This is a genomic window from Enterobacter cloacae complex sp. 2022EL-00788 (assembly GCF_026627565.1).
GTDB classification, from domain to species: Bacteria; Pseudomonadota; Gammaproteobacteria; order Enterobacterales; family Enterobacteriaceae; genus Enterobacter; species Enterobacter pasteurii.
Map to the genome: position 1 here is coordinate 363,459 of NZ_JAPNMC010000004.1, position 26,868 is coordinate 390,326.

The 26,868-nt window shown below is 56.7% G+C and carries 23 protein-coding genes; 12 read left to right on the forward strand and 11 right to left on the reverse strand.

The features are described 5' to 3' along the window. Positions 1–36: 36 nt before the first annotated feature. The 3 genes from aaeB to aaeX are packed head-to-tail and all read right to left on the reverse strand — an operon-like array spanning position 37 to position 3,153. Complete coding sequence (gene aaeB, locus OWK27_RS08715) at positions 37–2,004, reverse strand: p-hydroxybenzoic acid efflux pump subunit AaeB (RefSeq protein ID WP_176609364.1); 1,968 nt, start codon at positions 2,002–2,004, stop codon at positions 37–39. A 5-nt stretch (positions 2,005–2,009) separates the two neighbouring features. Further along, positions 2,010–2,942, reverse strand: a complete 933-nt coding sequence (gene aaeA, locus OWK27_RS08720; protein WP_148422330.1) for a p-hydroxybenzoic acid efflux pump subunit AaeA — start codon at positions 2,940–2,942, stop codon at positions 2,010–2,012. Between the two features lie 7 nt (positions 2,943–2,949). Continuing rightward, complete coding sequence (aaeX, locus tag OWK27_RS08725; protein WP_003860416.1) at positions 2,950–3,153, reverse strand: p-hydroxybenzoic acid efflux pump operon protein AaeX; 204 nt, start codon at positions 3,151–3,153, stop codon at positions 2,950–2,952. Between the two features lie 179 nt (positions 3,154–3,332). Between aaeX and aaeR the strand changes: the two genes are divergently transcribed. Further along, a complete protein-coding gene (aaeR, locus tag OWK27_RS08730) occupies positions 3,333–4,259 on the forward strand; it encodes an HTH-type transcriptional activator AaeR (RefSeq protein WP_148422329.1) in 927 nt (308 codons plus the stop codon). 111 nt (positions 4,260–4,370) lie between these two features. Here aaeR and tldD read toward each other — a convergent pair whose 3' ends face one another. From tldD to csrD, 8 genes are all read right to left on the reverse strand, one after another. Beyond that, positions 4,371–5,816 carry a metalloprotease TldD gene (gene tldD / locus OWK27_RS08735; protein ID WP_267590233.1) on the reverse strand — a complete coding sequence of 482 codons (1,446 nt, stop codon included), beginning with the start codon at positions 5,814–5,816 and terminating at the stop codon, positions 4,371–4,373. An 84-nt stretch (positions 5,817–5,900) separates the two neighbouring features. Continuing rightward, on the reverse strand, positions 5,901–9,701 hold the full coding sequence (gene yhdP / locus OWK27_RS08740; RefSeq protein WP_267590234.1) for an AsmA2 domain-containing protein YhdP: 3,801 nt from the start codon (positions 9,699–9,701) through the stop codon (positions 5,901–5,903). Positions 9,702–9,745: 44 nt separating this feature from the next. Beyond that, positions 9,746–11,215 (reverse strand): ribonuclease G, encoded by a 1,470-nt coding sequence (gene rng, locus OWK27_RS08745; protein ID WP_063450998.1) that lies wholly within the window; start codon positions 11,213–11,215, stop codon positions 9,746–9,748. Further along, complete coding sequence (locus OWK27_RS08750; protein ID WP_148422326.1) at positions 11,205–11,798, reverse strand: Maf family protein; 594 nt, start codon at positions 11,796–11,798, stop codon at positions 11,205–11,207. Before OWK27_RS08750 ends, rng begins: the two co-directional genes overlap by 11 nt. Positions 11,799–11,807: 9 nt before the next feature. Next, positions 11,808–12,296, reverse strand: a complete 489-nt coding sequence (gene mreD, locus OWK27_RS08755) for a rod shape-determining protein MreD (RefSeq protein ID WP_003860402.1) — start codon at positions 12,294–12,296, stop codon at positions 11,808–11,810. After that, positions 12,296–13,312: a rod shape-determining protein MreC gene (gene mreC / locus OWK27_RS08760; RefSeq protein WP_003860400.1), complete on the reverse strand. Its 1,017-nt coding sequence runs from the start codon at positions 13,310–13,312 to the stop codon at positions 12,296–12,298. The genes mreD and mreC overlap by 1 nt, the downstream gene beginning before the upstream one ends. 62 nt (positions 13,313–13,374) lie before the next feature. Next, entirely contained in the window at positions 13,375–14,418 is a 1,044-nt protein-coding gene (mreB, locus tag OWK27_RS08765; RefSeq protein WP_000913396.1) for a rod shape-determining protein MreB, read from the reverse strand. A gap of 282 nt (positions 14,419–14,700) precedes the next feature. Continuing rightward, positions 14,701–16,641 (reverse strand): RNase E specificity factor CsrD, encoded by a 1,941-nt coding sequence (gene csrD / locus OWK27_RS08770; protein WP_267590235.1) that lies wholly within the window; start codon positions 16,639–16,641, stop codon positions 14,701–14,703. A 184-nt stretch (positions 16,642–16,825) separates the two neighbouring features. Here csrD and OWK27_RS08775 point away from each other — a divergent pair, with 184 nt between their 5' ends. From OWK27_RS08775 to dusB, 11 genes are all read left to right on the forward strand, one after another. After that, positions 16,826–17,800 carry an MDR family oxidoreductase gene (locus OWK27_RS08775; protein ID WP_148422324.1) on the forward strand — a complete coding sequence of 325 codons (975 nt, stop codon included), beginning with the start codon at positions 16,826–16,828 and terminating at the stop codon, positions 17,798–17,800. Positions 17,801–17,877: 77 nt separating this feature from the next. Continuing rightward, the gene (msrP, locus tag OWK27_RS08780; RefSeq protein WP_267590236.1) at positions 17,878–18,879 is read left to right on the forward strand and encodes a protein-methionine-sulfoxide reductase catalytic subunit MsrP; all 1,002 of its coding nucleotides are present in this window, start codon (positions 17,878–17,880) and stop codon (positions 18,877–18,879) included. Further along, entirely contained in the window at positions 18,880–19,479 is a 600-nt protein-coding gene (gene msrQ, locus OWK27_RS08785) for a protein-methionine-sulfoxide reductase heme-binding subunit MsrQ (protein ID WP_267590237.1), read from the forward strand. A gap of 233 nt (positions 19,480–19,712) precedes the next feature. Then, positions 19,713–20,165 (forward strand): type II 3-dehydroquinate dehydratase, encoded by a 453-nt coding sequence (aroQ, locus tag OWK27_RS08790; protein WP_267590238.1) that lies wholly within the window; start codon positions 19,713–19,715, stop codon positions 20,163–20,165. A gap of 21 nt (positions 20,166–20,186) precedes the next feature. Continuing rightward, positions 20,187–20,648, forward strand: a complete 462-nt coding sequence (gene accB / locus OWK27_RS08795; RefSeq protein ID WP_010436174.1) for an acetyl-CoA carboxylase biotin carboxyl carrier protein — start codon at positions 20,187–20,189, stop codon at positions 20,646–20,648. A 10-nt stretch (positions 20,649–20,658) separates the two neighbouring features. Then, positions 20,659–22,008, forward strand: a complete 1,350-nt coding sequence (gene accC / locus OWK27_RS08800) for an acetyl-CoA carboxylase biotin carboxylase subunit (protein ID WP_003860388.1) — start codon at positions 20,659–20,661, stop codon at positions 22,006–22,008. 108 nt (positions 22,009–22,116) lie between these two features. Beyond that, the gene (locus OWK27_RS08805) at positions 22,117–22,359 is read left to right on the forward strand and encodes a YhdT family protein (protein WP_022649569.1); all 243 of its coding nucleotides are present in this window, start codon (positions 22,117–22,119) and stop codon (positions 22,357–22,359) included. Then, positions 22,349–23,800, forward strand: a complete 1,452-nt coding sequence (gene panF / locus OWK27_RS08810) for a sodium/pantothenate symporter (RefSeq protein ID WP_148422350.1) — start codon at positions 22,349–22,351, stop codon at positions 23,798–23,800. Before OWK27_RS08805 ends, panF begins: the two co-directional genes overlap by 11 nt. Before the next feature lie 11 nt (positions 23,801–23,811). Further along, positions 23,812–24,693, forward strand: a complete 882-nt coding sequence (gene prmA, locus OWK27_RS08815) for a 50S ribosomal protein L11 methyltransferase (protein ID WP_148422318.1) — start codon at positions 23,812–23,814, stop codon at positions 24,691–24,693. Between the two features lie 136 nt (positions 24,694–24,829). Continuing rightward, on the forward strand, positions 24,830–25,570 hold the full coding sequence (locus tag OWK27_RS08820) for a carbonic anhydrase (RefSeq protein WP_267590239.1): 741 nt from the start codon (positions 24,830–24,832) through the stop codon (positions 25,568–25,570). Positions 25,571–25,899: 329 nt separating this feature from the next. Then, complete coding sequence (gene dusB, locus OWK27_RS08825; RefSeq protein ID WP_148422314.1) at positions 25,900–26,865, forward strand: tRNA dihydrouridine synthase DusB; 966 nt, start codon at positions 25,900–25,902, stop codon at positions 26,863–26,865. Positions 26,866–26,868 lie beyond the last annotated feature (3 nt).

Consider the following 26,868-nt stretch of genomic DNA (forward strand, 5'->3'; position numbering starts at 1 on the left):
AAAAAACCGACGCTTTTGGCGTCGGTTTTCTCTTCATCAGCTGTCCGTCAGCGCATTCTGGTAGCGGTGGAGCATAAACACCAGACGCTCTACCGGCTCGGTGACCTGCGGCGGGGCTTCCCAGATCCGCAGCTTCTCCTGGTAAACGTCCAGCTCCTCCAGCAGCTGCCTAAAGTAGCGGCGACGCTTGTCATCGCTGGATGCAGAAATCACGTGGTCCGCCGTGCGCCGAAGCTGGCGGTGGAAGGCCGATAAATCATCGTTGATCGGCACCGGCGCGTTTCGCAGACGCTGGTGCGCAATAATCATGGTCAACGCCAGGCGGAACCTCGCGATATCGCCCGGGAATTTGTTCAGCAGCAGGAAAAGCTGCTGATAGAGCGCCGGCAGGTGGTTCTCCTTGCGCCGTGCGGTATTGGTGGTCAGGGAAGAGACGGCCGCCGACACGAACTGATTCAGCAGCACGCGCCCTGTCCGCGCCCGGGAGTTATCCCGCACCAGCAGGATCACCATCATCGCCAGGAAACAGCCCACCAGCTGGCCCAATGCGCTGTCCAGGAACTGGCTGAAATGGAAGGTCATCGGGTTATCCAGCACGATGATGTTAATGGTGCTCGCCAGCGCCCCCAGCGATCCCAGGCGGCGCTTCTGAACCTCTATGCCAATAAAGAACGCCATTACCGCCAGGCTGATACAGAGTAAAAGCATGCTTTGCTGCGTCGAGGGGATAATCACCAGGAAGTAGAGCGCGCCAATGGGTAACGCAGCAATGGTGCCGTACAGAAAATCGATGGCGACCATGCGCGGATTGGGCAGACGCATCGCCAGGGCGGTAACGACGGCAATCATCACCATCGCGCCGCTGCCGGACGTCCAGCCGGTCCACAGCCAGAACAACGTGCCGAGTATGCAGGCCAGGGTGGTACGCCAGAAGTTGACCATCGCATGATGGCGCTCGGCGGATTCTGGTTTAATCACCACTTCGCCCTGTAACACTTCTTCTTCCGCCGCACTGATTTTGGTGTTGCCCGTCACGCCGCGCTTCAGAAGCAGATAGCGCGTCGCCGCGCCGACCCAGGTATAAATGGTCACCGGGGTATCGCGCTCCCCTGTCCAGGCGATAACCCGACGCATGCGCTTAAGCTGTCGGTGCACGTCCTGCACCGTCTCTACCGGCTCGTCAAACAGCTCGCGGAAGGTATCCGTTACCGCTTCAGGACGAGTGTTCTGAATCAGGTAGGTTTCGCACGCCTGGGTGATCAGCGTTAACGACACGGTATTGATCGCTTTCAGGCGACGGTTTGCCCGATCCCAGCGGGAAGACTCCATATTGAGATTACTGCGCATCCCCTCCAGCGCCTGCGTACGGCGCACCAGGCCGCTCCAGGCTTTGTCGACCTCTTCGCTGTCGCCATGCTTAATGCACAGCTGCATGAGCTGGTACTGGGCAACGATGAGCGCATCCAGCTCCCGATCGACTTCCTGCTTGATGGATCGCGGAGAGAAAAGCAGATCCGCGACTATCGCGCAGACGATGCCGATGACAATTTCGCTGCAACGTTCTACGGCGAACTGCGGGGCGAGCAGCGGTTCGGTCTGAATAGTGATGATGATAATCAGCGCGGTATACCCGGCCAGACCCCAGGCGTAGGAGTTCTCAACCTTCACCAGAGAAGAGACCCAGGTACAGAAACCGGCCCAGATACAGCACACGATCAGCATCAGCAGCGGGGTGCGGATCATCAGAATGATAATGGTCAGCGCGGCGATACAGCCGATAAAGGTCCCGATAATGCGCAGCATCCCGCGATAGCGGATTGCCCCGGAGTAGGGTTCACCGCCGGCAGCAAAGGCGGGACCGGCGGCGACAATCGCGGCGGTCAGAACGGCCCAGCGCGGCGTTTCAAGCTGGAAGTGGAAGCCAACGAACAGCGCCAGCACAATGGCGCATGCCAGCTTCACGGCGAAGCGGATGTGCTGGCTGGCGATGGAGAAAATGCCCATACCGATTAACCAAACTCGCGCAGGCGATGGGCGATTTGACGGAAGAGCGAATCCTGGCTGGCATCACGGTCTTTTTCACCGGTGATCACCACCGTCGCGGTGGTGCCTGCGGGCCAGAGGTTACTCTGCTGCTCATCCAGACGAATGCGTACCGGCACGCGCTGCGCCAGGCGCACCCACTCAAGGTTGGAGTCTACGGTCGCCATCCCTTTCGCATCATTGGAGCTGCTGGCGTTAGTTACCCCCGCTGCAATGCTGTCCACGGTCCCTTTCAGAACCCGGTTGCTGCCGAGCGGCGTGATTTCGGCGCGATAGCCCGGACGTACGCCTTCCAGCTTGGTCTCTTCCATATAGGCAAGAACGTAGAAGGAGTTCTGTTTCACCAGCGCCACGGCGGTTGAGCCGCGCGTGATAAACTCGCCCGCATAGACGTTAAGGTTGGTCACCCAGCCATCGGACGGGGCGCGGATAACGGTACGCTCCAGATCGAGCTTCGCCAGATCGCGCGTCGCCTGGGCTTTTGCCAGCTGGTGCAGCACGGTTTGCAGAACGTTGTTGGACTGGTCAATCTCTTCTCGGGACATGGCCTGGATGCCCAGCCTGTTACGGCGCCCTGCTTCACGGCGTTTTTCAGAGGCCAGCGCGTTGTAATACGCCACATCCGCTTCAGCTTCTTCGAGGGCTTTTTGATAGCGCGGCTGGTCGATGGTGAACAGCACCTGATCTTTTTTTACCAGCTGGTTATCGTGGACGTTGACGGCCGTAATAAGCCCGGCGACGTCTGGCGCGATGGCGACCACTTCGGCGCTAAAACGCGCATCGCGCGTCCACGGTGACTCGGTGTAATAGACCCAGGCGCGAAAAATAGCGATGAACGCCAGGATGACCAGCGCCATAGTGATGGCGGTGCGGGAGATTTTTCTTGTTAGCGTTTTCACATCAACCTCAGACAAACATGCGCGATATTAAGTAGAACAGGCAGCAATACAGCGCGGTATTAAACAATGCAGGGTGCCAGACGAAATCATAAATCCCGGTAGGGACCAGCACCTTGCGCACCAGCCAGAAGATCGCCAGTGATAAAAGAAGCTCGAAAAATATCGGTGGGAACGACAAACCGAACACCACGATAACGGGAAACAGACTCATGTTGACCTTGATTAGAGAGAGTGCAGGCTACTGGATTGTTAAGCACGCGCCGCCGCAGGAGAGCAGGAAATGCCGGGCGAAAGTGGCGCAGCCGTTATGTAATTAATAGTATATTAACGTAACTGTTATGCTGTTATCTATCATATGTGATCTAAATCACTTTTAAGACAGAGTGAATAATGGAACGTCTAAAACGCATGTCGGTGTTTGCCAAAGTGGTTGAACAAGGCTCTTTTACCGCCGCAGCTCGTCAGCTACAAATGAGCGTCTCATCCATTAGCCAGACGGTGTCAAAACTGGAAGATGAACTCCAGGTAAAGCTGCTTAACCGCAGCACCCGCAGCATCGGGCTGACGGAGGCCGGTAAGATTTACTACCAGGGCTGCCGCCGGATGCTGCATGAAGTGCAGGATGTACACGAACAGCTCTATGCTTTTAACAACACGCCGATCGGCACGCTGCGCATTGGGTGTTCTTCAACTATGGCACAAAATGTTCTCGCTGCCATGACGGCGGAAATGCTGAAAGAGTATCCCGGCTTAAGCGTCAATCTGGTGACGGGCATTCCGGCACCGGACCTGATTGCCGATGGATTAGACGTGGTGATCCGCGTTGGCGCCCTGCAGGACTCAAGCCTGTTCTCGCGTCGCCTGGGCAGCATGCCGATGGTGGTCTGCGCCTCGAAAAGCTATCTGGCGCAGTATGGCGTGCCGGAAAAACCCGCCGATCTCGGCAACCATTCATGGCTGGAATACAGCGTGCGCCCGGACAATGAGTTTGAACTGATCGCACCGGAAGGGCTTTCCACCAAACTGCTGCCGGAAGGCCGGTTCGTCACTAACGATCCGATGACCATCTCGCGCTGGCTGGTTGCCGGCGCCGGGATCGCCTACGTGCCGCTGATGTGGGTGATCAACGAGATCAACTCCGGCGAGCTGGAGATCCTGTTCCCCCGGTACCAGTCCGATCCGCGTCCGGTTTATGCGCTCTATACCGAAAAGGACAAGCTGCCGCTGAAGGTGCAGGTCTGTATTAACTATCTGACGGACTATTTTGTGGAAGTGGCGGAGCTGTTTCAGGGCATGCGGGGAAGAAGGAAAGAGTAGGCCTTCCCCCTCATCCCGGCCCTCTCCCAAAGGGGCGAGGGCGAAAAGACCGCACGGAGCAGTCCCCTCTCCCCGTTGGGCAGAGGGTCAGGGTGAGGGGAAAATGAAAAATTACGCCGTGCCGCCCACCGTCAGGTTATCGACCTTCAGGGTTGGCTGGCCCACGCCTACCGGCAGGCTCTGACCTTCTTTGCCGCAGACGCCCACGCCGTTATCCAGCTTCAGATCGTTACCGACCATGGAGATCTGCTGCATTGCTTCAATCCCGGATCCGATCAGCGTCGCCCCTTTTACCGCTTTGGTCACTTTGCCTTTCTCAATCAGATACGCTTCTGAAGTCGAGAAGACAAACTTGCCGGAGGTGATATCCACCTGGCCGCCGCCAAAGTTTGGCGCGAAGATGCCGTAATCAACGGATTCGATAATCTCCTGCGGCGTGGATTTGCCCGGCAGCATGTAGGTATTGGTCATGCGCGGCATCGGCAGGTGCGCGTAAGATTCACGACGACCGTTGCCCGTTGGCGCAACGCCCATCAGGCGCGCGTTGAGCTTGTCCTGCATGTAACCCTTCAGCACGCCGTTCTCGATCAGCACGTTGTACTGGCCCGGCGTACCTTCGTCGTCGATAGAAATCGAGCCGCGACGGTCGAGCATGGTGCCATCATCCACCACGGTACACAGCTCGGAGGAGACAAGCTGCCCCATCTGGCCGCTGAATACAGACGTACCGCGACGGTTGAAATCGCCTTCCAGACCGTGCCCAACCGCTTCGTGCAGCAGCACGCCCGGCCAGCCGGCGCCCAGCACCACCGGTAGCGTACCGGCGGGGGCTGCCACGGCAGACATGTTAACCAGCGCCATGCGCACGGCCTCTTTTGCCCACGCATCCGCGCGCGCTTCGCCGTCAACATCGCCCAGGAACCAGTCATAGCCGAAACGTCCGCCGCCACCGCTTGAGCCGCGCTCGCGCTTGCCGTCGTCTTCTACCTGAACGCTGATGGAGAGACGGACCAGCGGACGCACGTCGGCGGCCAGCGTACCGTCTGTCGCCGCCACCAGAATCAGCTCATAGACACCGCTCAGGCTGGCAGACACTTCCTGCACCCGTTTATCCGCTGCACGGGCCACTTTGTCCACGCGGCGCAGGATGTCCAGCTTCTCTTCGCGGCTCATGCTTTGCAGCGGATCGATGCTGGTATAGAGCGCAGAATGCTGTACTTCACCCAGGGTTTTTACGCGACCGTCGCCGGTATCGCGCACAATGGTTCGCGCGGCCTGCGCGCTCTGCTCAAGTGCGGCCAGGCTAATCTGGTCGGCATAGGCAAAACCGGTTTTCTCGCCGCTGACGGCGCGTACGCCGACGCCCTGGTCGATGTTGTAAGAGCCATCTTTAATGATGCTGTCTTCTAAAACCCAGGATTCGTGATAGCTCGACTGGAAATAGAGATCGCCGTAGTCGAGACGGCGTTCGGTCAGTTGACCAAGAATGGAGAACAGGTCCTGATGGCTCAGGCCGTTCGCTGCGAGCAAATGTTCACTTACCAGGTTCAGACTCATCGTATTGCTACTCGTTCGTTGCCGCCCGTGGCGGTATAAAGATCGTATTTATTGAGAGTGAGGCAATTACCTGCCCACGTCAAATCATTGCTGTGCTTCTTTGCGCGGCTGGCGCAGCACTTCATTAATCTGCGGTTTATCGATTGGGCCCGTAATGCGGTAGCGCAGAATCGAGACTTTGCTCCACAGCGGCCCCAGCACTTTGCTGGCGGCAAATACCGCTGCACCGATAATCGGGTTGACCACGAAAGCCGTCGCCACGCCCACGGTGGCTGAAATTTCCGGGGCGACGACCGCTTCCATATCCAGCTCACGACGCACGAGGTTCACCGACCCTTTCATGGCGATATCCGCTTCCAGGCCGTCCACCAGCGTATCGTCGGTATGCATAACGCCATCCTTGATCCAGGCCGTTGAGCGAATGGAGTCATAATAGAAACCCTCGTTAAAGGTGTCGCTAAAATCGAAGCGCAGCTTGCGAAGCAGCGCGTCAAAGCTCAGCAGGCGCAATATCTGCCCCGCATGACCGGTGCTGACATCGGCGATTTCACCCTTACCAAAGCGGGTTCTGAGAATACCGTTGAGCGAGGCCTCGTCCGGCGTCCACGGCGCGGCGCGCCAGTGCAGATCGTAATTCACATCGAAGGACGATCCGCGAAGCGGCGTGCTGATACCGAAGAAGTTAGCCGCGGCATCGAGCTTGTTCCCTTTAATATCCCCTTTCAGCGAGGTGCGCTGTTCACCCGGTTTATTTACCCATTCGCCTGCGGCAGTAAGGCGTCCAAAGCCAGTATCCACCAGCCCACCGGAGAGGCTCAGCGTATGGCCCTTAATAGCAAAATCACCGTCGATACGGCCATATTTTTGCCCCCACAGCCAGCACTCCGCGCAGCGAAGCTGGAGATCGGGCCAGCCGCTGAAATCCACGCGCGTGGAGCCACTCAGCGGCGAGGCAGTCGTCGGCTGGGCGTTAGCTGCCGCAAAGGTCGGGTTGTAATAGAGATAGCGAATTGCCGCCTGCCACGGGGCGTTATCGCGCATCGTCAACGTGCCGTTAATTTCCCGCCCCTTCGCCTCCACGCGCGAGCCGTTAGCCACAGGCCGGGAAACAATGCTCAGGTTATTCCACTGCTGCCCCCCCAGCGTCAAAGCCGGCGTGCGCAAGGTGATGGCCTGCGGGAACTGCGCCGTTTGATCGACGTTTTGTCCTACCCCTTTCTGGAACAGCGCCAGCCACTGCGCGCCGTCCAGCGGCGGGAGGTTCAGTTCAACCCCCGCCTGCTCCGGCAGCGGCGGCAGGGTTCGGCTGTCCGTCGTCCAGATCGCCCTGTCCAGCGTCAGCTTGCGGCTGAGCAGCCAGCGGCTGTTAAAGTGGTTCGTTCCGCCAGCGTTACCGGTTAAATCAAAGCTGTTGAGGTTACCCGCAACGTTAACGTTAACAGGCAGTGGTTCACCGCTTTTCTTATTCAGCGGCGCGGGAAGCTGGCTGCTGAGATTTTTCAGGTCGCCAGTGATATCGACGCTGTAGCGCGCCCCGGCGTGATAAGGCAGGTCGATGGCGACCTTGCCATTCCATGACACCGCACCGTCCACCGCGTTCTCAATCGGCTTCGGCAGAACATTCATGCGTGACGGCTGCCAGTTCGCGTCCATATTTACCGCCACCTGATAGGCTTTATCGCCCTCGGTAGTGGAGAAATCGATATTGACGGGTTGATTAAACCAGGTCGCTTTCAGCGGCTCGCTTTTCAGATTGCCGTTAACAAAGCTGAACTGTCCGCTGAGGTTCTTCAGGGTGCTGTCCAGCGGCTTGATATAGAGGCTGTTGTTGTTAAGGCGCACGTCGCCTTTGGCGGTAGTCATCTCGCCGTCGAGGGGAATATCCAGATGTAAGCGAGCATTCACATCGCCATCTAACTGTAGCTGCTGAAGGGTAGCTGCCAGGGAGTCATTCAGCGGCGTTTCCTCAAAGTACGGACCAACCGCTTTACCCGGCCCCTGAATATCCGCATCAATCAGCAATTTCTCTTTGGAGTAATCCGGGATGTTCGCCGTCAGGTTGCTGGCGGTCACGCCGCCCAGCGCAACGCTGTCGGTCTTCATCCACAGGCCGTCATTCAGGAAGTTAAGTTCAATATCCAGATTTTTCAGCGCGGGCCAGCCCGGCTGGAAGGCATAGGTGGCGTTGCGCAGCGGCACCAGCACCTGGAACTGGCCTTCGTTATGTTTATACGGGAACAGGTGCGGATTACCGCCGTAGACCAGCGTGGCGTTATCAGCCTGACCGCCCTGAATGGCGCCGCTGAGGTAGTCCACCAGCGCCTTGCCCATCAGGTTTTCCGGGAAGTAGCGCCACGCCTGCGAACCATCATCGGTGCTGATGCCCGCCAGAATACCCAGCCACGGCTCATCGCCTTCAGGCTGCAGATAACGGAAGTTTCCGCGCGCATGTACCGCTTTGGCTTTTACATCGATGTCGCGGCCATCCAGCTGAAAACCGTTGCCATTCTTCAGCCAGTTGAGCGTAGCGTTGCCTTTTTCGATTTCCAGCGGTGCACGAAAGACCGTTTCGTACGGCATGTTGGCGTCATGCATTTCTGCCGTCAGCCTGCCGTTCTCCACGCTACCCTCCAGCTTGCCGCTAAAGTGTTCGGCACCCGGCAGCAGTTTCCACTGGTTCCACGCGAGGTTTTTCCATGACGCCTGGAAGCGTGTCTTTTCCGTAGCCTGTAGCGGAATATCCAGCGCCAGCCGGTTTATCTGCCCGCTCGGCTGCGTCGCCAGCCAGATTTCGCCCAGCTCCGGAGAGAGTTTTGCCGCCATTGAACGCAGCCCTTCGATCGCCGTCAGATCCAGGTTACTGGCGCGGATACGCAGCTCGTCGCTGCGTTTACTGCTTATCCCGCCCACGTCCTGCTCCGGCATCCACGCCAGCGTCAGCGCGCCGCGCGGCCAGGGTTTGTTATCCATGGATATGCGCGTGTCGGGAATAGCGAACTGCCAGCCGCCTTTTTCCTGGGTAACGTGCGCGGTGAGGTTATCGACGGAAAGCTGATGCTGACGGCGTTCCCCTTTCCAGCTCGCGCCCCCCTGCTTGAGCCAGATATCTCCGCTGGCGAACGCGCCGTTTGTCAGCGTCATCCAGCCTTCGAGGCTGAAGCGCGCGGTTTCGAGCTGCATGTTTTGCTGCAGCCATTCCCCCAGCCACGGCTTCACATCCACGTCGTCCGCCTGTAGCCATACCCTGCCGTTGTTCAGCAGGCCATTGTCGTCGCGCAGATCCATCCGCACCTGCATAACGCCGTGCTGCCCGTTCAGGCTGGAGAGATTCACCTGTCCCTCGGCGCGGTGGCGATCTTTCCCGTTAAGCCATGTCAGCTGCGGGATAGCCAGCTCAGCGCGCTGCCCGGAAAGGGTAATAAAGCTCACTTCGCTGTCGCGTAGATCGAAGTGATCGAACTGACGCAGGAAGAGATCGCTGATACGGTTAGCTTCCAGCCCCTGATTGCCGTCACCGCTTCGCAGCGGCGTGTTGGTTATTAGCTGTAGCTGCCAGAAGGTGAGATCGCGAAACTGCCAGCGCATATGCAGCAGGCTTTGCCAGACGTCCAGCGCCAGGGTGACGCGTTTGATTTTAAGATGGCCGCCATCTTTCAGGCCGGCACTGATATCCCGCGCATCGAGCGTCGGGCCGAAGTTCTGCCAGCTTGCTTCGATGTGGCTGACGTCCACCGGCATCCCGGTGGCGGATTCGATTTTGGCCAGGATCTGCGGACGCCAGCTGTCCAGGTGCGGTAAGGCGAGACGCAGCCCGCTCACGAGCAACGCGACAATCACGACCAGCGTTGCCCCTGTAAGCAGTAAAATCCCCGGCAATCGCCTCACGCGTCTCTCCTTGTCAGCCTTTATTCTCGCAGCGAAAACTGCGCTTACATCATTACGACGTCAAACTGCTCCTGGTTATAGAGCGGCTCAATTTGCACTTTTACCTGTTTGCCGACAAAGATTTCCACTTCCGCCAGCGCGTGCGACTCTTCCCCTTTCAGGGCCTCCGCCACAGCAGGGGAAGCATAGACCAGAAAACGGTCCGAGTCGTAGGCGTGATGAACCCGCACAATCTCACGCATGATTTCGTAGCAGACCGTCTCCACCGTCTTTACCGTTCCGCGTCCATGGCAGGTTGGACACTCATTGCAGAGCACATGTTCCACGCTTTCGCGGGTCCGTTTCCGGGTCATTTCCACCAGACCCAGCTGCGAGAAGCCGTTGATGCTGGTTTTCACGCGATCTTTACTCAGCGCCTGCTCCAGCGAGTGCAGCACGCGACGGCGGTGATCTTCATTATTCATATCGATAAAGTCGATGATGATAATGCCGCCCAGATTGCGCAGGCGAAGCTGGCGCGCAATGGCCTGCGTCGCTTCGATGTTGGTGTTGAAGATGGTGTCATCAAGGTTGCGATGGCCGACAAACGCGCCGGTGTTGATATCAACGGTGGTCATCGCTTCGGTCTGGTCGATGATCAGGTAACCGCCCGATTTCAGCTCAACCTTACGCTCCAGCGCGCGCTGAATTTCGTTTTCAACATCATACAGGTCGAATATCGGCTGGCGGCCCGTGTAATGCTCCAGCAGGCCCGGCATTTCCGGGATGTATTCGGCGGTGAACTCCAGCAAGGCTTCGTACGTCAGGCGGGAGTCCACGCGGATGCGGTCAAGCTGGGCGTCGGCAAAGTCACGCAATACGCGCTGGGCGAGCGCCAGCTCACCGTAAAGCCGATAGCGGGTCTGGTTGCGTTTTTTACGCTCCATCACCTTGGTCCAGACGCGCTTCAGGTAGGCCGCGTCAGAGGCCAGATCGTCCTCGCTGATCCCTTCGGCCGCGGTACGGATAATAAAGCCGCCCTGCTCGTCGCAGTAGGCGCTAACCACCTTTTTCAGGCGCTCGCGCTCGCTTTCGCTTTCGATACGCTGGGAGACGCCAACGTGCGACGCGCCCGGCATAAACACCAGGTAGCGTGAAGGCAGGGTGATGTCGGTGGTCAGACGCGCGCCTTTGGTGCCTAGCGGATCTTTCACTACCTGCACCATCAGATCCTGGCCCTGACGCACCAGCTCAGAGATGTCGCGCACGGCAAACTGCTTTTGCTCTTCGCCTGCCACGCATTCGGTATGCGGCATGATATCGGAGGCATGTAAAAACGCCGCCTTATCGAGCCCAATATCTACAAAAGCCGCCTGCATACCCGGTAGTACACGACTGACACGACCTTTGTAGATATTGCCTACGATTCCGCGCCGCGCTTCACGCTCAATATGGATTTCCTGAAGAATGCCACCATCAATGTAGGCCACACGGGTTTCCGATGGCGTTACGTTTACCAACAATTCAGCCGTCATAATTATCCCTTCCCTCACGCAGTGAGTTAAAATTGCTCAGCAACTCATACGTTTCCACCAGCGGTAAGCCGACTACGGCGTGATAGCTGCCATTTATCTTCCTGACAAAACAGCCACCCAACCCTTGAATACCGTATGCACCTGCTTTATCCATAGGTTCACCGCTGGCGATATAGCCGGCGATCTCCTCGTCGGTGAGGACTCTGAACGTCACTTCCGTAACCACCAGGCAATCCAGCACGTGCTGGCTATCCGCCAGCGCCACCGCCGTCATCACCTGATGCGTTTGTCCGGACATTTTGCGCAGCATCCGCGCCGCGTGGGCGGCGTCGCGGGGTTTCTCAAGCACTTCACCATTAAGAATAACGATGGTGTCTGCACCCAGCACCGGCAGGTCACGCGGCACACAGGCAACGCCCGCCTGCGCTTTCTCGCGCGCCAGACGGGAAACGTACTGCTGAGCGCTTTCGCCCTCAGCGCGTTTTTCTTCAATACCGGTAACGATGCGTTCGAAGGACACGCCCAACTGCGCGAGCAGTTCCTGGCGACGCGGAGAACCGGAGGCAAGATACAGAGACGTCATAGAAACCTTTTATTGCACGGCAAACTGCTGGCGGATTTTACGCATCAGCAGGAACAGCCACGGCCAGAGCACACCGTTTACTACACTACTCCAGAACACTTCCGGTCGGAAAGAGACGTTGATCACTAAAAACTCTGCCCAGAAAACAACGATATCCGCAGCGAGCGACAACAACATCACCACCAGCGCCTGTTGCCAGAGCGCAAGGTTACGAAAGAGCTGGAATTTGAGTGCAACAAGATACGCGATAATGCTCATGGATAAGGCCCGCACGCCAAGCGTAGAGCCGCTGATCAGATCCAGTATGGCACCCATCACAAAACCTGTGCCGACATTTACGCGATGCGGCAGGGCAAGGATCCAGTAGAGCAAAATGAGCAATACCCAGTTTGGCCGGAAAACGAGGATGTCGTCCGGCCAGGGCATGATTTGCAGCAGCAGTGCAACGAGAAATGAGAGCCAGATTACCCAGCGCCCCTGGCTACGATAACTTGCCACTACTGCCCTCCACCCGAGACTTGCGGCGGTGGCGGCGCATCCGGCAGCGGCTGCGTTAAGCCTGTCGCCGGAGCCGGTACGGGCGCAGGCGGCCCCATCGCGTCAGGCGCAGGCAGCACCTGCGGCATCATCTGCATCAGGCGCTCGTTCGCCACGCGATGCACGTCTTCTGGCGTCATCGGGTTAGCGCCATTTCGATCGGCACCCCACAGCAGCAGCAGGTAGCGCAGACGCTGCAGTCCGGCCGTTGGACGCGCCTGAATAACGGTGTATGCACGCTGAGTGTCGAGCTTCACGGAAGAGACAACCGCAACCGGGTAGCCTTCAGGGAAACGGCCGCCCAGCCCGGATGTCACCAGCACGTCGCCCACGCGGATGTCCGTGTTGGCGGGCAGATGTTCCAGCTGCAGATCGTCCGTACAGCCGTTACCGGCGGCAATCACGCGGATGTCGTTACGCAGCACCTGAATCGGCAGCGCATGGGTGGCATCACAAATCAGCAGCACGCGGCTGGTCAGTTTGGCAACCGCCACGACCTGGCCCACAACGCCTTTATCGCTGATAACGGGCTGACCTTCGTATACGCCGTTCACGCTGCCTTTATCAATCACCACCTGATCGCTGTACGGATCGTTAACGGTGGAGATCACCTGGGTGACCATTTTCTGTTCATCCTGGCGCAGCGGCGAGCCAAGCAGTTCACGCAGACGCGCGTTTTCCTGCTTATATTGCCCCAGCATCAGCAGTTCGCTGTTTTTCAGCAGCAGTTCCTGGCGTAACGCACGGTTTTCGAGTTCGAGCTGGTCACGCGATGAGAGCGTTTGCGACACGGAGTCGAGCAGTTCACGGGGACCATTTGATATAAAGTAGAAAGGACTGACGGCGGTATCCATGTACGTTCGGATCTGGCTGAACGTACCGAGGCGGCTATCGGCAATAATGACCCCGAGCGCCACCAGAACCGCCAGGATCAGGCGAAACTGTAGCGACGGGCCACGGCTAAAAATTGGCTTCATAGGCTATGCGTATTCTCGCGTCAGAGAGAAAGGGTAGCAAATTGCTACCCTCTCACACCCGACTACTCTTCGCTAAACAAGTCGCCGCCGTGCATGTCGATCATTTCCAGCGCCTTGCCACCACCACGGGCGACGCAAGTCAGTGGATCTTCTGCAACTACGACAGGAATACCTGTCTCTTCCATTAACAGGCGGTCGAGGTTACGCAGCAGCGCACCACCACCGGTCAGAACCATACCGCGCTCGGAGATATCGGAGGCCAGTTCTGGCGGGCACTGTTCCAGCGCAACCATCACCGCACTCACGATGCCGGTCAGCGGCTCCTGCAGCGCTTCCAGGATTTCGTTGGAATTCAGGGTAAAGCCGCGTGGAACGCCTTCTGCCAGGTTACGGCCGCGAACTTCGATCTCGCGCACTTCGTCACCCGGGTAAGCAGAACCGATTTCATGCTTGATACGCTCTGCGGTTGCTTCACCGATCAGAGAGCCGTAGTTACGGCGAACGTAATTGATGATGGCTTCGTCGAAACGGTCACCGCCGATACGCACGGAAGAGGAGTACACCACGCCGTTCAGGGAGATAACGGCCACTTCAGTGGTACCGCCACCGATATCCACCACCATAGAACCGGTTGCTTCAGAAACCGGCAGACCCGCGCCAATTGCCGCCGCCATCGGTTCTTCAATCAGGAACACTTCACGTGCACCAGCGCCCTGCGCGGATTCACGGATTGCGCGGCGTTCTACCTGCGTTGCGCCAACGGGCACACACACCAGCACTCGCGGGCTTGGGCGCATGAAGCTATTGCTGTGAACCTGCTTGATGAAGTGCTGAAGCATTTTTTCAGTCACGAAGAAGTCAGCAATAACACCGTCTTTCATTGGGCGGATCGCGGCGATGTTGCCTGGAGTACGGCCCAGCATCTGCTTCGCATCATGACCGACTGCGGCCACGCTTTTTGGCGAGCCGGCACGATCCTGACGAATGGCCACAACGGAAGGCTCATTCAATACGATGCCTTGTCCTTTAACATAAATAAGGGTATTCGCGGTACCCAGGTCAATGGACAGGTCATTGGAAAACATGCCACGAAATTTTTTCAACATACTAAGGGATAATCCTGAAAGCTGGGGCGGAAAACAAAATCCGCTTACTTTACCAACCACACGCAGCAGCGACAAGGCGCAAAAATCGTCTGCTACGGTGAAAATTAGTGCAGCACGTTTCCTTTGTTACAAATTCATCCCCTGAATCCCTCAGGGCTGAGTAAACAGCAGCGTCCCTCACTTTCACTTGTAACCCACTAAAGGTCGTTCACTGGCTTTTATGCTCGTCGTACTCAAAGCTACAGGCGCGATATTCTACGTGAAAACAAAGTAAACGGCAGGTCAAACAGAGTATCTTTGCAAATATTTTTTCACGTTGGTGTCAAGCGGCTGAGAGGCGGCAAAAAAATCCCCCTGACCGCCCGCCACGCCGCGCTCTTTCAACATCTGCCATTCACTGCGTGAACGTACGCCTGTGGCAAATACCTGCGTTTGCGTTCCTTTGCACGCTTCCACCAGGCTCTGTACCAGCAGCTGGTTTTCCGTGCGTTTTTCAATCGTTCTGACCAGACCAGGATGCAGCTTCAATAATTCAACATCCAGCTCCTTGATCCAGCTGGTGCTCACCAGCGTCAGACCCGCCTGCGTGACCGCCACGCGAGCCCCCAGCGCATTGATTAATCGCACCACCGGGCGCAACCGGCTGATGTGTTGACCAACATCTGCCTCTGCAAGTTCAAAAATAATGCGTTTACGCTGCGATTTTTCGCACTGCATTAACGTATCGCGCAGCCAGCGCTGGAAGCGCGGGCGAATCAGCGACTCGACGGTCACCTGTAAAGCCAGATTTTCCTCAGGCCAGTACGATAAAAACGGGATGAGGCGGGAGATTTGCTGACGGTCGTACTCTTCAGATAAGCCAAATTGCAGCACCATCGGCAGATACTCAGCGGAAATAACCTCCTCCGCTCCATCAAAAATACGGCACATCAGCTCGCGGTGATGAACGTGACCATTTCTCATGACCGCCGGTTTCTGGTAAATGCGCGGTCCACCGCGGCTCAGCATTTGCTCGATCAGCGTTCGCCAGCGCACGTTACCGCGCCCTTTTTCCGGCAGCGTATCGTCATAGACCGCCCAGCCGTTCGCCCCCTGCAATACGGCGTTACGCGTGGCCGCTTCCGCATGTTCCATGACCTGTTCCGTCGACTGGCCGCCGCGCCATGCGCAGATGCCCATATGCACCATGTCGTCTCGGTCGAGCATTTTGCTCTGCGGCAGCGCATCGACGGCCTTCAGAAGCTGGCTGGCGATACTTTCAGACTCTTTTAACGTGCGGTGAGGCAGTAAGACGGCGAAGTCGCTGCGGTGATAGCGTGCCAGTAACGCCCCGGGGTAGCGCATGATAAAGGTCGACAGCAGGTTAATCAGCGTGAAGAGATTCTCCTCCGCCACGCGCTGACCCCACGTATCGCGCAGGAGGTCGAAATCGGGCAGGCGAATCATCATCACCACGCCGTGCGTGCCCACCTTTTCAGGGTCATCAAGAAGCGTAGCCAGCTGATTATCAAAGAAGAGACGGTTGTTGAGGCCCGTTTTGTTATCCTGCGCGGCGTAGGAGCGGATCAGCGTGTCCATACGGCTACGCTGATCGCTGGCAAACTGGATTTCTGAGAGCAGCACGTCCAGCGCGCTGCTGGTACGTGACGGCCATTCATATACCGACCCCCGCACCTGCGGACCGCGTTCACCATTGAGTATCCGTACGGAGCGTGTCTCCAGCAGTTCCTGACCGGAAAGCTGGCGACGCTGCCAGCGAACGGCGAGGAAAATCAGCAGTACGATAAAGGCAACGGCGATGGTTAGCGGTGCGGTGGTCATGAGAGAGCGCAGATAGTTGCTCATCGGATCCTGATAGGTCATACGAATCGACATTCCAGGATGCTTAAGGGAGTGCACCGTTATGTCCCGATACTGATCTACCGTGCCGGCAGGCCGATAGCTGCCCTGCCGGGTATGGCTAAATACGGTCTGCTTCCCCTGCTTAATGTCGATTTTGACGATATCTACCGGCACCATTAACTCATCCAGCTCGCGCGAAAGCGCCGGGAAGGACGTCGTAATGAGGCGGGTATCAATAACCGATGCCACCGATTCAACCCGGTTTACCAGCTTGTCCTGAATGGCGTTATAAAAACTCAGAGAGCAGCCAATTAGCGTGACAAATATGGTCAGCCCCGTCAGCAAGGTGATAAAAGCTGAGAACTTCGTCGTTAATCGCATCCTTGAGATTACTCCGTGGGTTGAAAGGGGTAGCAAGTGAGCGCTAACTTGCATTTCAAATGCGGCATACTACCAAACCTGAGGTATCTGGCAATTTATTGCGTTAAATCGGCACTGAGTTTCATTGAGCGAGTATAGTCTTCGGAACATATTTTCCCATTACTAAACCTGGTGAGGACCCCCTATGCAGGCTTTGATCTTAGAACAGCAGGACGGCAAAACCGTTGCCTCGGTACAAGCTATCGAGGAGAGCCGCCTGCCGGAAGGCGACGTGACCGTTGATATCGACTGGTCCAGCCTGAACTATAAGGACGCGCTGGCCATCACGGGAAAAGGTAAAATCATCCGAAATTTCCCGATGGTGCCGGGCATCGATTTTGCGGGCCGCGTGCACGCGAGTGAAGATCCGCGTTTTCATGCCGGGCAGGAGGTACTGCTCACCGGCTGGGGCGTGGGCGAGAACCACTGGGGCGGGCTGGCGGCACGGGCTCGCGTGAAGGGCGACTGGCTGGTACCCATGCCGAAAGGTATGGATGGCCGCAAAGCGATGATCGTCGGCACGGCTGGCTTTACCGCCATGCTCTGCGTGATGGCGCTGGAAGAGGCGGGGATCCGCCCTGAATCCGGCGAAATTGTTGTGACCGGCGCCAGCGGCGGCGTGGGCAGCACGGCCGTCACGCTTCTTCACAAGCTGGGATATCAGGTCGCCGCCGTCTCTGGCCGCGAAAGCACCCACGACTATCTGCGCCAGCTGGGCGCAAGCCGCATCCTCGGCCGCGACGAGTTTGCCGAAACGCGCCCGCTGGAAAAGCAGGTTTGGGCGGGAGCGGTTGATACCGTCGGTGACAAAGTCCTGGCGAAGGTGCTGGCACAGATGAACTATGGCGGCTGCGTGGCAGCCTGTGGGCTGGCGGGCGGCTTTGCTCTGCCGACAACGGTAATGCCATTTATCCTGCGTAACGTGCGTCTTCAGGGCGTCGATTCGGTTATGACCCCAGCCGAGCGGCGTGCGGAAGCCTGGGAGCGCCTGGCGCAGGATCTGCCGGCCTCGTTCTACGATCGGAGCGCCACCGAGATTACCCTGAGCCAGGCGCCGGAGTTCGCGAATAAAATCATGGACAACCAGTTCCACGGCCGCGCGCTGGTCAAAATTGCCTAATCTTCAAATTTTCGTGACATATTCGCGCTAAACCGCCTCCTCCGTCATGCTTAGAAAAAAGCCTGACGGAGGATGCCATGAAAACCCGAAAACTGACGGAAGCCGACGTAACGTCTGAATCTGTCTTTATGCTACAGCGCCGCCAGATCCTGAAAATGCTTGGCATCAGCGCTACCGCCCTGACGCTTACGCCTGCGGCCCACGCCGACCTGCTCGAATGGTTTAAGGGCAACGATCGTCCGAAAGCGCCCTCCGGCGCACCGCTCGACTTCACCAAACCCGCCCGGTGGCAAAATAAGCTGACGCTGACGCCGGAAGATAAGGTCACCGGCTATAACAACTTTTATGAATTTGGCCTCGATAAGGCCGATCCGGCCGCCAACGCGGGCAGCATGAAAACCGATCCGTGGACCCTCAAAATTGACGGCGAGGTGGCAAAGCCGATGACCCTCGATCATCACGACCTCACCACCCGCTTTCCCCTTGAGGAACGTATTTACCGTATGCGCTGCGTGGAGGCCTGGTCAATGGTGGTGCCCTGGGTCGGCTTCCCTTTGCATAAACTGCTGGCGCTGGTTGAGCCCACCAGCAATGCGAAATATGTCTCCTTCCAGACGCGCTACGCCCCGGACGAGATGCCGGGCCAGAAAGATCGGTTTATCGGCGGCGGGCTGGAGTATCCCTATGTGGAAGGGTTACGTCTCGACGAAGCCATGCATCCGCTAACGCTGTTAACCGTAGGGGTTTACGGTAAAGCCCTGCCCCCGCAAAACGGGGCCCCCATTCGCTTAACCGTACCGTGGAAATACGGTTTCAAAGGCATTAAGTCGATCGTCAGCATCAAGCTCACCCGCGAACGCCCGCCAACCACGTGGAACCTGGCGGCGCCCAACGAGTACGGTTTTTTTGCCAACGTTAACCCGCACGTTGACCACCCGCGCTGGTCGCAGGCGACGGAGCGTTTTATCGGTTCCGGCGGCGCGCTGGACGTTAAGCGCCAGCCAACCCTGCTGTTTAACGGCTATGCGGATGACGTCGCGTCGCTTTACCGTGGGCTGAATTTACGGGAGAACTTCTAGGTGCGTTTGACTGCAAAACAGATAACCTGGCTGAAAGTGCTCCTGCACCTGGCGGGGTTGCTGCCCTTTCTCTGGCTCTTTTGGGCAGCCAGTCAGGGGCAGTTCAGTGCCGATCCGGCAAAAGATATCCAGCATTTTACGGGTCGGATGGCTCTGAAATTTTTACTGGCATCCTTGCTCGTCTCGCCGCTGGCGCGTTACGCTAAACAGCCATTATTGATACGCACTCGCCGGTTACTGGGGCTATGGTGTTTTGCCTGGGCGACGCTGCACCTTACCAGCTATGCGCTGCTGGAACTGGGCATTAATAATCTGGCACTGTTAGGCAGCGAGCTGATTACGCGTCCGTATCTGACGCTGGGCGTTGTCAGCTGGCTGGTTTTACTGGCGCTGGCGCTGACCTCAACGCAATATGCGCAGCGAAAGCTGGGCAGGCGCTGGCAGCTTTTGCATAATTTCGTCTATCTTGTCGCGATCCTCGCCCCCATTCATTACCTGTGGTCGGTGAAGATTTTATCACCTCAACCGATCATCTACGCCCTGCTGTCCCTGGCCCTTTTAGCGTGGCGTTACAAGAAGTTCCGCCAGTGGCTGCGATAGTTCGCGAAACTGTGCGTTTTCCCGCAGATTATTTATCAACCGCAAATCTTTTTCGGATAGCGGTTGATAATCTTCCCTGATAAGACCAGTATTTAGCTGCCAAATGCTACGAAATCGTTATAATGTGCGACTTTGGTTTTCCTGAATGAATTTTAGGAAAGTCATCAGGTGACTTTCGCGTTTCGAAGGTATATTTTGGTTTTTACCCGAGAATCGCAGGAGATAGCGACACAATGGCGGAGAAATTCCGAATCTTAGTTTTAAACGGACCGAACCTGAACATGCTCGGCACCCGTGAGCCAGAGAAGTATGGCACGCTAACATTAGGCGAAATTGTTAACCGTCTGGATACGGAAGCAGGATCGCTGAATGTGGATTTGGACCATTTTCAGTCAAATGCGGAGTACGCAATCATCGACCGTATTCATCAGGCTAAAGACTCTGTGGACTATATCCTGATCAATCCGGCCGCGTTTACGCACACCAGTGTAGCTATTCGCGACGCACTGCTCGCGGTGAGTATCCCGTTTATCGAGATCCACCTGAGTAACGTGCACGCCCGAGAGCCGTTCCGCCACCATTCTTACCTGTCGGATATCGCCGCTGGCGTTATCTGTGGGCTGGGTGCAGACGGCTATTCATACGCTTTACAGACAGCGGTAAAACGCTTGTCACAATCACACTAAACAAGAGTACGGAACCCACTCATGGATATTCGTAAGATTAAAAAACTGATCGAGCTGGTTGAAGAATCAGGCATCTCCGAACTGGAAATTTCTGAAGGCGAAGAGTCTGTACGCATCAGTCGTGCAGCCCCAGCCGCTAGCTTCCCGGTAATGCAGCAAGCCTATGCTGCGCCAGTGCAACAGCCTGCGCTCTCCGCAGCCGTCGCACCAGCAGCAGAAGCGGCACCTGCGGCTGCAGCAGAAATCAGTGGTCACATCGTACGTTCCCCAATGGTTGGTACTTTCTACCGCACCCCGAGCCCGGACGCGAAAGCGTTCATCGAAGTGGGTCAGAAAGTCAACGTAGGCGATACCCTGTGCATCGTTGAAGCCATGAAAATGATGAACCAGATCGAAGCAGACAAATCAGGTACTGTGAAAGCGATCCTGGTCGAAAGTGGTCAGCCGGTAGAATTTGACGAGCCGCTGGTCGTCATCGAGTAACGAGGCGAACATGCTGGATAAAATTGTTATCGCCAACCGTGGCGAGATTGCACTGCGTATTCTTCGTGCCTGTAAAGAACTGGGCATCAAGACCGTGGCCGTGCACTCAAGCGCGGATCGCGATTTAAAACACGTATTGCTGGCGGATGAGACGGTCTGTATTGGCCCGGCTCCGTCCGTAAAAAGCTATCTGAACATCCCGGCGATCATCAGCGCCGCCGAAATTACTGGCGCGGTCGCGATTCACCCGGGTTATGGTTTCCTCTCAGAGAACGCCAACTTTGCCGAGCAGGTTGAACGTTCTGGCTTTATCTTCATCGGCCCGAAAGCCGACACTATTCGCCTGATGGGTGACAAAGTGTCTGCAATCACCGCAATGAAAAAAGCCGGTGTTCCAACCGTACCAGGTTCTGACGGCCCTCTGACCGACGATATGGATGCTAACCGTGCCCATGCTAAACGCATTGGCTATCCGGTGATCATCAAAGCGTCCGGCGGCGGCGGCGGTCGCGGTATGCGCGTAGTGCGCAGCGATGCTGAACTGGCGCAGTCCATCTCCATGACCAAAGCGGAAGCGAAAGCGGCTTTCAGCAATGACATGGTGTACATGGAAAAATACCTGGAAAACCCACGCCACATCGAAATTCAGGTGCTGGCTGACGGTCAGGGTAACGCGATCTATCTGGCAGAACGTGACTGCTCCATGCAGCGCCGTCACCAGAAAGTCGTCGAAGAAGCGCCAGCGCCGGGCATTACCCCGGAACTGCGTCGCTACATCGGCGAGCGTTGCGCCAAAGCGTGTGTTGATATCGGCTATCGCGGGGCGGGTACCTTTGAGTTCCTGTTCGAAAACGGTGAGTTCTACTTCATTGAGATGAACACCCGTATTCAGGTTGAACACCCGGTTACCGAAATGATCACCGGCGTTGACCTGATCAAAGAACAGCTGCGTATCGCAGCCGGCCAGCCTCTGTCCATCAAACAGGAAGAAGTTGTGGTGAAAGGCCATGCGGTTGAATGCCGTATCAACGCCGAAGATCCGAATACCTTCCTGCCAAGCCCGGGTAAAATCACGCGTTTCCACGCGCCGGGTGGCTTTGGCGTGCGCTGGGAGTCCCATATCTACGCCGGTTACACCGTACCGCCGTACTATGACTCAATGATCGGTAAGCTTATCTGCTACGGCGAAAACCGTGACGTGGCAATTGCCCGCATGAAAAACGCCCTGCAGGAGCTGATCATCGACGGTATTAAAACCAACGTCGATCTTCAGATGCGCATTATGAGCGACGAGCACTTCCAGAATGGTGGGACTAACATCCACTACCTGGAGAAAAAACTGGGTCTGAACGAGAAGTAAGAGACCTGTGTTGCTAAAAGGCCGGATAATCCGGCCTTTTTTATTTCTGGGGATCGCCAGGCCCCATCATGTACAATCCCCGCTTTCTTCATCCACAAGGGACAAAAAATGGACAAACGTTTTGTTCAGGCCCATAAAGAAGCGCGCTGGGCGCTGTGGCTGACCCTTCTCTATCTTGCTGCATGGTTAGTAACTGCTTACTTACCTGATTCCGCTATCGGCATTACCGGCCTCCCGCACTGGTTCGAAATGGCCTGCCTGCTGCTGCCGCTGGTGTTTATCGTGCTGTGCTGGGCGATGGTGAAATTCATCTATCGCGATATTTCACTGGAGGACGATGATGCAGCTTGAAGTCATTCTGCCCCTTATCGCTTACCTGTTCCTGGTGTTTGGCCTGTCGGTTTATGCGATGCGTAAACGCTCGACCGGCACCTTCCTGAACGAGTATTTTCTCGGCAGCCGCTCGATGGGTGGCGTGGTGCTGGCCATGACGCTGACCGCCACCTACATCAGCGCCAGCTCGTTTATCGGTGGCCCCGGAGCCGCCTATAAGTACGGTCTGGGCTGGGTACTGCTGGCAATGATCCAGCTTCCCGCCATCTGGCTCTCTCTTGGCATACTGGGTAAAAAGTTTGCCATTCTGGCGCGCCGCTACAATGCCGTGACGCTGAACGATATGCTGTTTGCCCGCTATCAGAGCCGCTTGCTGGTATGGCTGGCAAGCCTGAGCCTGCTGGTGGCTTTTATTGGGGCAATGACGGTGCAGTTTATCGGCGGCGCGCGTCTGCTGGAGACGGCGGCCGGGATCCCCTACGAGACGGGTCTGATTATCTTCGGCGTCAGCATCGCGCTGTATACCGCGTTTGGCGGGTTCCGCGCCAGCGTGCTGAACGACACCATGCAGGGAATGGTCATGCTCATTGGCACCATCGTTCTGCTGGTGGGCATCGTTCATGCCGCAGGTGGCCTGAGCCATGCGGTTGAAACCCTGGAAGCGATCGACCCGAAACTGATCTCGCCGCAGGGGGCGGATGATATCCTCTCCCCAACCTTTATGACCTCGTTCTGGGTGCTGGTGTGCTTTGGGGTTATTGGCCTGCCGCACACCGCCGTGCGCTGCATCTCTTATAAAGACAGCAAAGCCGTGCACCGGGGGATTATTATCGGAACGATTGTGGTGGCGATCCTGATGTTTGGCATGCACCTGGCGGGCGCGCTGGGGCGAGCGGTGATCCCTGACCTTACCGTACCGGATCTGGTCATTCCGACGCTGATGGTGAAAGTGCTTCCGCCGTTTGCCGCCGGGATTTTCCTGGCCGCGCCGATGGCCGCTATTATGTCGACAATCAACGCTCAGCTGCTGCAAAGTTCCGCTACGATCATTAAAGATCTCTATCTTAACCTGCGCCCTGAGCAGGTCGAGAATGAGCGACGTCTGAAGCGGATGTCGGCCGTCATTACGCTGGCGCTCGGGGCGCTGCTGCTGCTCGCCGCGTGGCGTCCACCGGAGATGATCATCTGGCTGAACCTGCTCGCCTTTGGCGGGCTGGAAGCCGTATTCCTGTGGCCGCTGGTGCTGGGCCTGTACTGGGAGCGAGCGAATGCCGCGGGCGCGTTGAGCGGCATGATCGTCGGGGGCGTTCTGTATGCCGTTCTCGCCACGCTTAACGTGCAGTACCTGGGCTTCCATCCCATTGTGCCTTCGTTACTGTTAAGTTTACTGGCGTTTGTGGTGGGAAACCGTTTCGGTCGCCCGCTTCCGCAAACTGTCCTGATTTCTACTGATAAATAAAGAGTTTTGCCATGCCGTGGATCCAATTAAAACTGAACACAACCGGCGCCAACGCCGAAGAACTGAGTGATGCGCTGATGGAGGCCGGTTCGGTCTCTATCACCTTCCAGGACACGCATGACACGCCGGTCTTTGAGCCGCTGCCGGGCGAAACACGCCTGTGGGGCGATACCGACGTTATCGGCCTGTTTGATGCAGAAACCGACATGAAAGAGGTGGTGGCAATACTGGAAAACCATCCGCTGCTGGGCGCAGGCTTCGCGCATAAAATCGAACAGCTCGAAGACAAAGACTGGGAGCGCGAGTGGATGGATAACTTCCATCCGATGCAGTTTGGCAAGCGCCTGTGGATCTGCCCAAGCTGGCGCGACGTTCCCGATGAAAACGCAGTCAACGTGATGCTGGATCCGGGTCTGGCGTTCGGAACCGGTACTCACCCGACCACGTCCCTGTGCCTGCAATGGCTGGATGGTCTGGATCTGGAAGGCAAAACCGTGATCGACTTCGGTTGCGGATCCGGGATCCTCGCTATCGCGGCGCTGAAGCTGGGAGCCGCAAAAGCCATCGGGATCGACATCGATCCGCAGGCCATTCAGGCCAGCCGCGATAACGCCGAGCGTAACGGCGTTTCCGATCGCCTTGAGCTGTACCTGCCCGACGCGCAGCCAGAGGCCATGAAAGCCGATGTGGTGGTCGCCAATATCCTGGCTGGCCCGCTACGCGAGCTGGCGCCGTTAATCAGCGTACTGCCGGTTGAGGGCGGCCTGCTGGGGCTTTCCGGTATCCTTGCCAGCCAGGCAGAAAGCGTCTGCGAAGCCTACGCGGATCGCTTTACCCTCGACCCGGTGGTCGAGAAAGAAGAGTGGTGCCGCATTACCGGTCGTAAAAAATAAGCGTCTGGCGTGGTCCTCTGACCACGCCTTTCCCCTACGATTTTTCTCCCGCCCTCGTCTCTTCCCCGATAAAATACCCCTACAAATCATGGCGGAATCCATCGGTTTGAATAATAAAATTCACAGGAAGAATACGATGAAACACATTGCAGGCAAGGCAGCGCTGCTGGCGCTGAGCATGATCCCGGCTTCGGCTTACGCATCACACTGGAGCTATCAGGGGGAAGCCGCACCGGAGCACTGGGGCGAGCTGGACGAGGCGTACAGAACGTGTAAAAGCGGAATGTACCAGTCGCCCATAAACATCGATACCACCACAAAAGGCCACATTGCTCCGCTGGAAACGCGCTACATCGACGGCCCAATCACCCTGACGAACAACGGCCATACTATCCAGGCAAGTGAAAAGGCGGACACGCGGGATAGCATCACGCTTGATAAGCAGACCTGGACGTTACAGCAGTTTCATTTCCACGCGCCATCCGAAAACACGGTGCACGGAAAAAAATACGCAATGGAAATGCATCTGGTGCACGAAAATGCCAACGGCGAACTGGCGGTCGTTGCCGTTATGTTCGATCGGGGTGCCGCAAATCCCGAGCTGGATAAGCTCTGGGGCGTGATGCCTGGACAGGTTGACCAGAACGTCACGATTAAGCCACACCTTGATATGAATAAATTACTCCCTGCGGATAAAACCTACTGGCGCTTCAGCGGCTCTCTGACCACGCCGCCCTGCTCAGAAGGGGTTACGTGGCTGGTGCTCAAGCACCCGCTGACCGTTTCAGCCGAACAGCTGCAAAAATTCACCCATACCCTGCATCATGAAAACAGCCGACCGGTGCAGCCGCTTCATGGCCGGGTGGTTGTTGAATAGGTCGATTTGTCGCCCTGATATCCTGTGCTGAAATGCGACGTAGATCGCAAAGAAGCACCATAATCTGCTGCATATAGCAGCAGATTATCCCGGACAAGAGGTTCATTTATTCAGAAATGATGAGAAGTTACGGGAAATTGTAAGCGCCTATAAAATGTTCATTTATTCATAACACAATGATTTAAATAGCGAATAATCCTATCCGAAAAGTTTGACTGGCGATTCCTTGATCTACAACAGAGGATTGTTCAAAGTTTGGCCTTTCATCTCGTGCAAAAAATGCGTAATATACGCCGCCTTGCAGTCACAGTATGGTCATTTCTTAACTCATGCGCATCGGACACCACCAGCTCAGAAATCGCCTGATTGCAGCCCCAATGGCAGGTATTACCGACCGGCCGTTCAGGACGCTGTGTTACGAGATGGGAGCAGGTCTGACCGTTTCCGAGATGATGTCGTCTAACCCGCAGGTTTGGGAAAGCGATAAGTCCCGCCTTCGGATGGTGCACGTTGATGAGCCAGGTATCCGCACCGTGCAAATTGCCGGAAGCGTGCCTGAAGAGATGGCAGATGCCGCGCGTATTAACGTGGAAAGTGGCGCCCAGATTATTGATATCAATATGGGTTGCCCGGCCAAAAAGGTGAATCGCAAGCTTGCAGGTTCAGCCCTTCTGCAATACCCCGATCAGGTGAAGTCAATCCTGACGGCGGTTGTCAGCGCAGTGGACGTTCCTGTTACGTTGAAGATTCGCACGGGTTGGTCGCCGGAACACCGTAACTGTGTAGAGATTGCCCAACTGGCCGAAGACTGTGGCATTCAGGCCCTGACCATTCATGGACGCACTCGCGCCTGTTTGTTCAATGGAGAAGCTGAATACGACAGCATTCGGGCAGTTAAGCAGAAAGTTTCCATTCCGATTATCGCGAATGGCGACATTACTGACCCGCTTAAAGCCAGAGCTGTGCTCGACTATACGGGAGCTGATGCTCTGATGATAGGACGTGCCGCTCAGGGAAGACCCTGGATCTTTCGGGAAATCCAGCATTATCTGGACACTGGGGAGCTGCTTGCCCCGCTGCCTCTGGCAGAGGTAAAGCGCTTGCTTTGTTCGCATGTTCGGGAACTGCACGACCACTACGGTCAGGCAAAAGGGTACCGAATTGCGCGTAAACACGTATCCTGGTATCTCCAGGAGCACGCTCCAGATGACCAGTTTCGGCGCACATTCAACGCCATTGAGGATGCCAGCGAACAGCTGGAGGCGTTGGAGGCATACTTCGAAAATCTTGCGTAATGA

Excerpts from the sequence above, each read along its gene's own strand:
- aaeB (WP_176609364.1), bottom strand. The coding sequence starts at position 2,004 with ATGGGCATTTTCTCCATCGCCAGCCAGCACATCCGCTTCGCCGTGAAG.
- aaeX (WP_003860416.1), bottom strand. The coding sequence starts at position 3,153 with ATGAGTCTGTTTCCCGTTATCGTGGTGTTCGGTTTGTCGTTCCCACCG.
- aaeR (WP_148422329.1), top strand. The coding sequence starts at position 3,333 with ATGGAACGTCTAAAACGCATGTCGGTGTTTGCCAAAGTGGTTGAACAA.
- tldD (WP_267590233.1), bottom strand. The coding sequence starts at position 5,816 with ATGAGTCTGAACCTGGTAAGTGAACATTTGCTCGCAGCGAACGGCCTG.
- rng (WP_063450998.1), bottom strand. The coding sequence starts at position 11,215 with ATGACGGCTGAATTGTTGGTAAACGTAACGCCATCGGAAACCCGTGTG.
- OWK27_RS08750 (WP_148422326.1), bottom strand. The coding sequence starts at position 11,798 with ATGACGTCTCTGTATCTTGCCTCCGGTTCTCCGCGTCGCCAGGAACTG.
- mreC (WP_003860400.1), bottom strand. The coding sequence starts at position 13,312 with ATGAAGCCAATTTTTAGCCGTGGCCCGTCGCTACAGTTTCGCCTGATC.
- mreB (WP_000913396.1), bottom strand. The coding sequence starts at position 14,418 with ATGTTGAAAAAATTTCGTGGCATGTTTTCCAATGACCTGTCCATTGAC.
- csrD (WP_267590235.1), bottom strand. The coding sequence starts at position 16,641 with ATGCGATTAACGACGAAGTTCTCAGCTTTTATCACCTTGCTGACGGGG.
- OWK27_RS08775 (WP_148422324.1), top strand. The coding sequence starts at position 16,826 with ATGCAGGCTTTGATCTTAGAACAGCAGGACGGCAAAACCGTTGCCTCG.
- msrP (WP_267590236.1), top strand. The coding sequence starts at position 17,878 with ATGAAAACCCGAAAACTGACGGAAGCCGACGTAACGTCTGAATCTGTC.
- aroQ (WP_267590238.1), top strand. The coding sequence starts at position 19,713 with ATGGCGGAGAAATTCCGAATCTTAGTTTTAAACGGACCGAACCTGAAC.
- accB (WP_010436174.1), top strand. The coding sequence starts at position 20,187 with ATGGATATTCGTAAGATTAAAAAACTGATCGAGCTGGTTGAAGAATCA.
- accC (WP_003860388.1), top strand. The coding sequence starts at position 20,659 with ATGCTGGATAAAATTGTTATCGCCAACCGTGGCGAGATTGCACTGCGT.
- OWK27_RS08805 (WP_022649569.1), top strand. The coding sequence starts at position 22,117 with ATGGACAAACGTTTTGTTCAGGCCCATAAAGAAGCGCGCTGGGCGCTG.
- panF (WP_148422350.1), top strand. The coding sequence starts at position 22,349 with ATGCAGCTTGAAGTCATTCTGCCCCTTATCGCTTACCTGTTCCTGGTG.
- prmA (WP_148422318.1), top strand. The coding sequence starts at position 23,812 with ATGCCGTGGATCCAATTAAAACTGAACACAACCGGCGCCAACGCCGAA.
- OWK27_RS08820 (WP_267590239.1), top strand. The coding sequence starts at position 24,830 with ATGAAACACATTGCAGGCAAGGCAGCGCTGCTGGCGCTGAGCATGATC.
- dusB (WP_148422314.1), top strand. The coding sequence starts at position 25,900 with ATGCGCATCGGACACCACCAGCTCAGAAATCGCCTGATTGCAGCCCCA.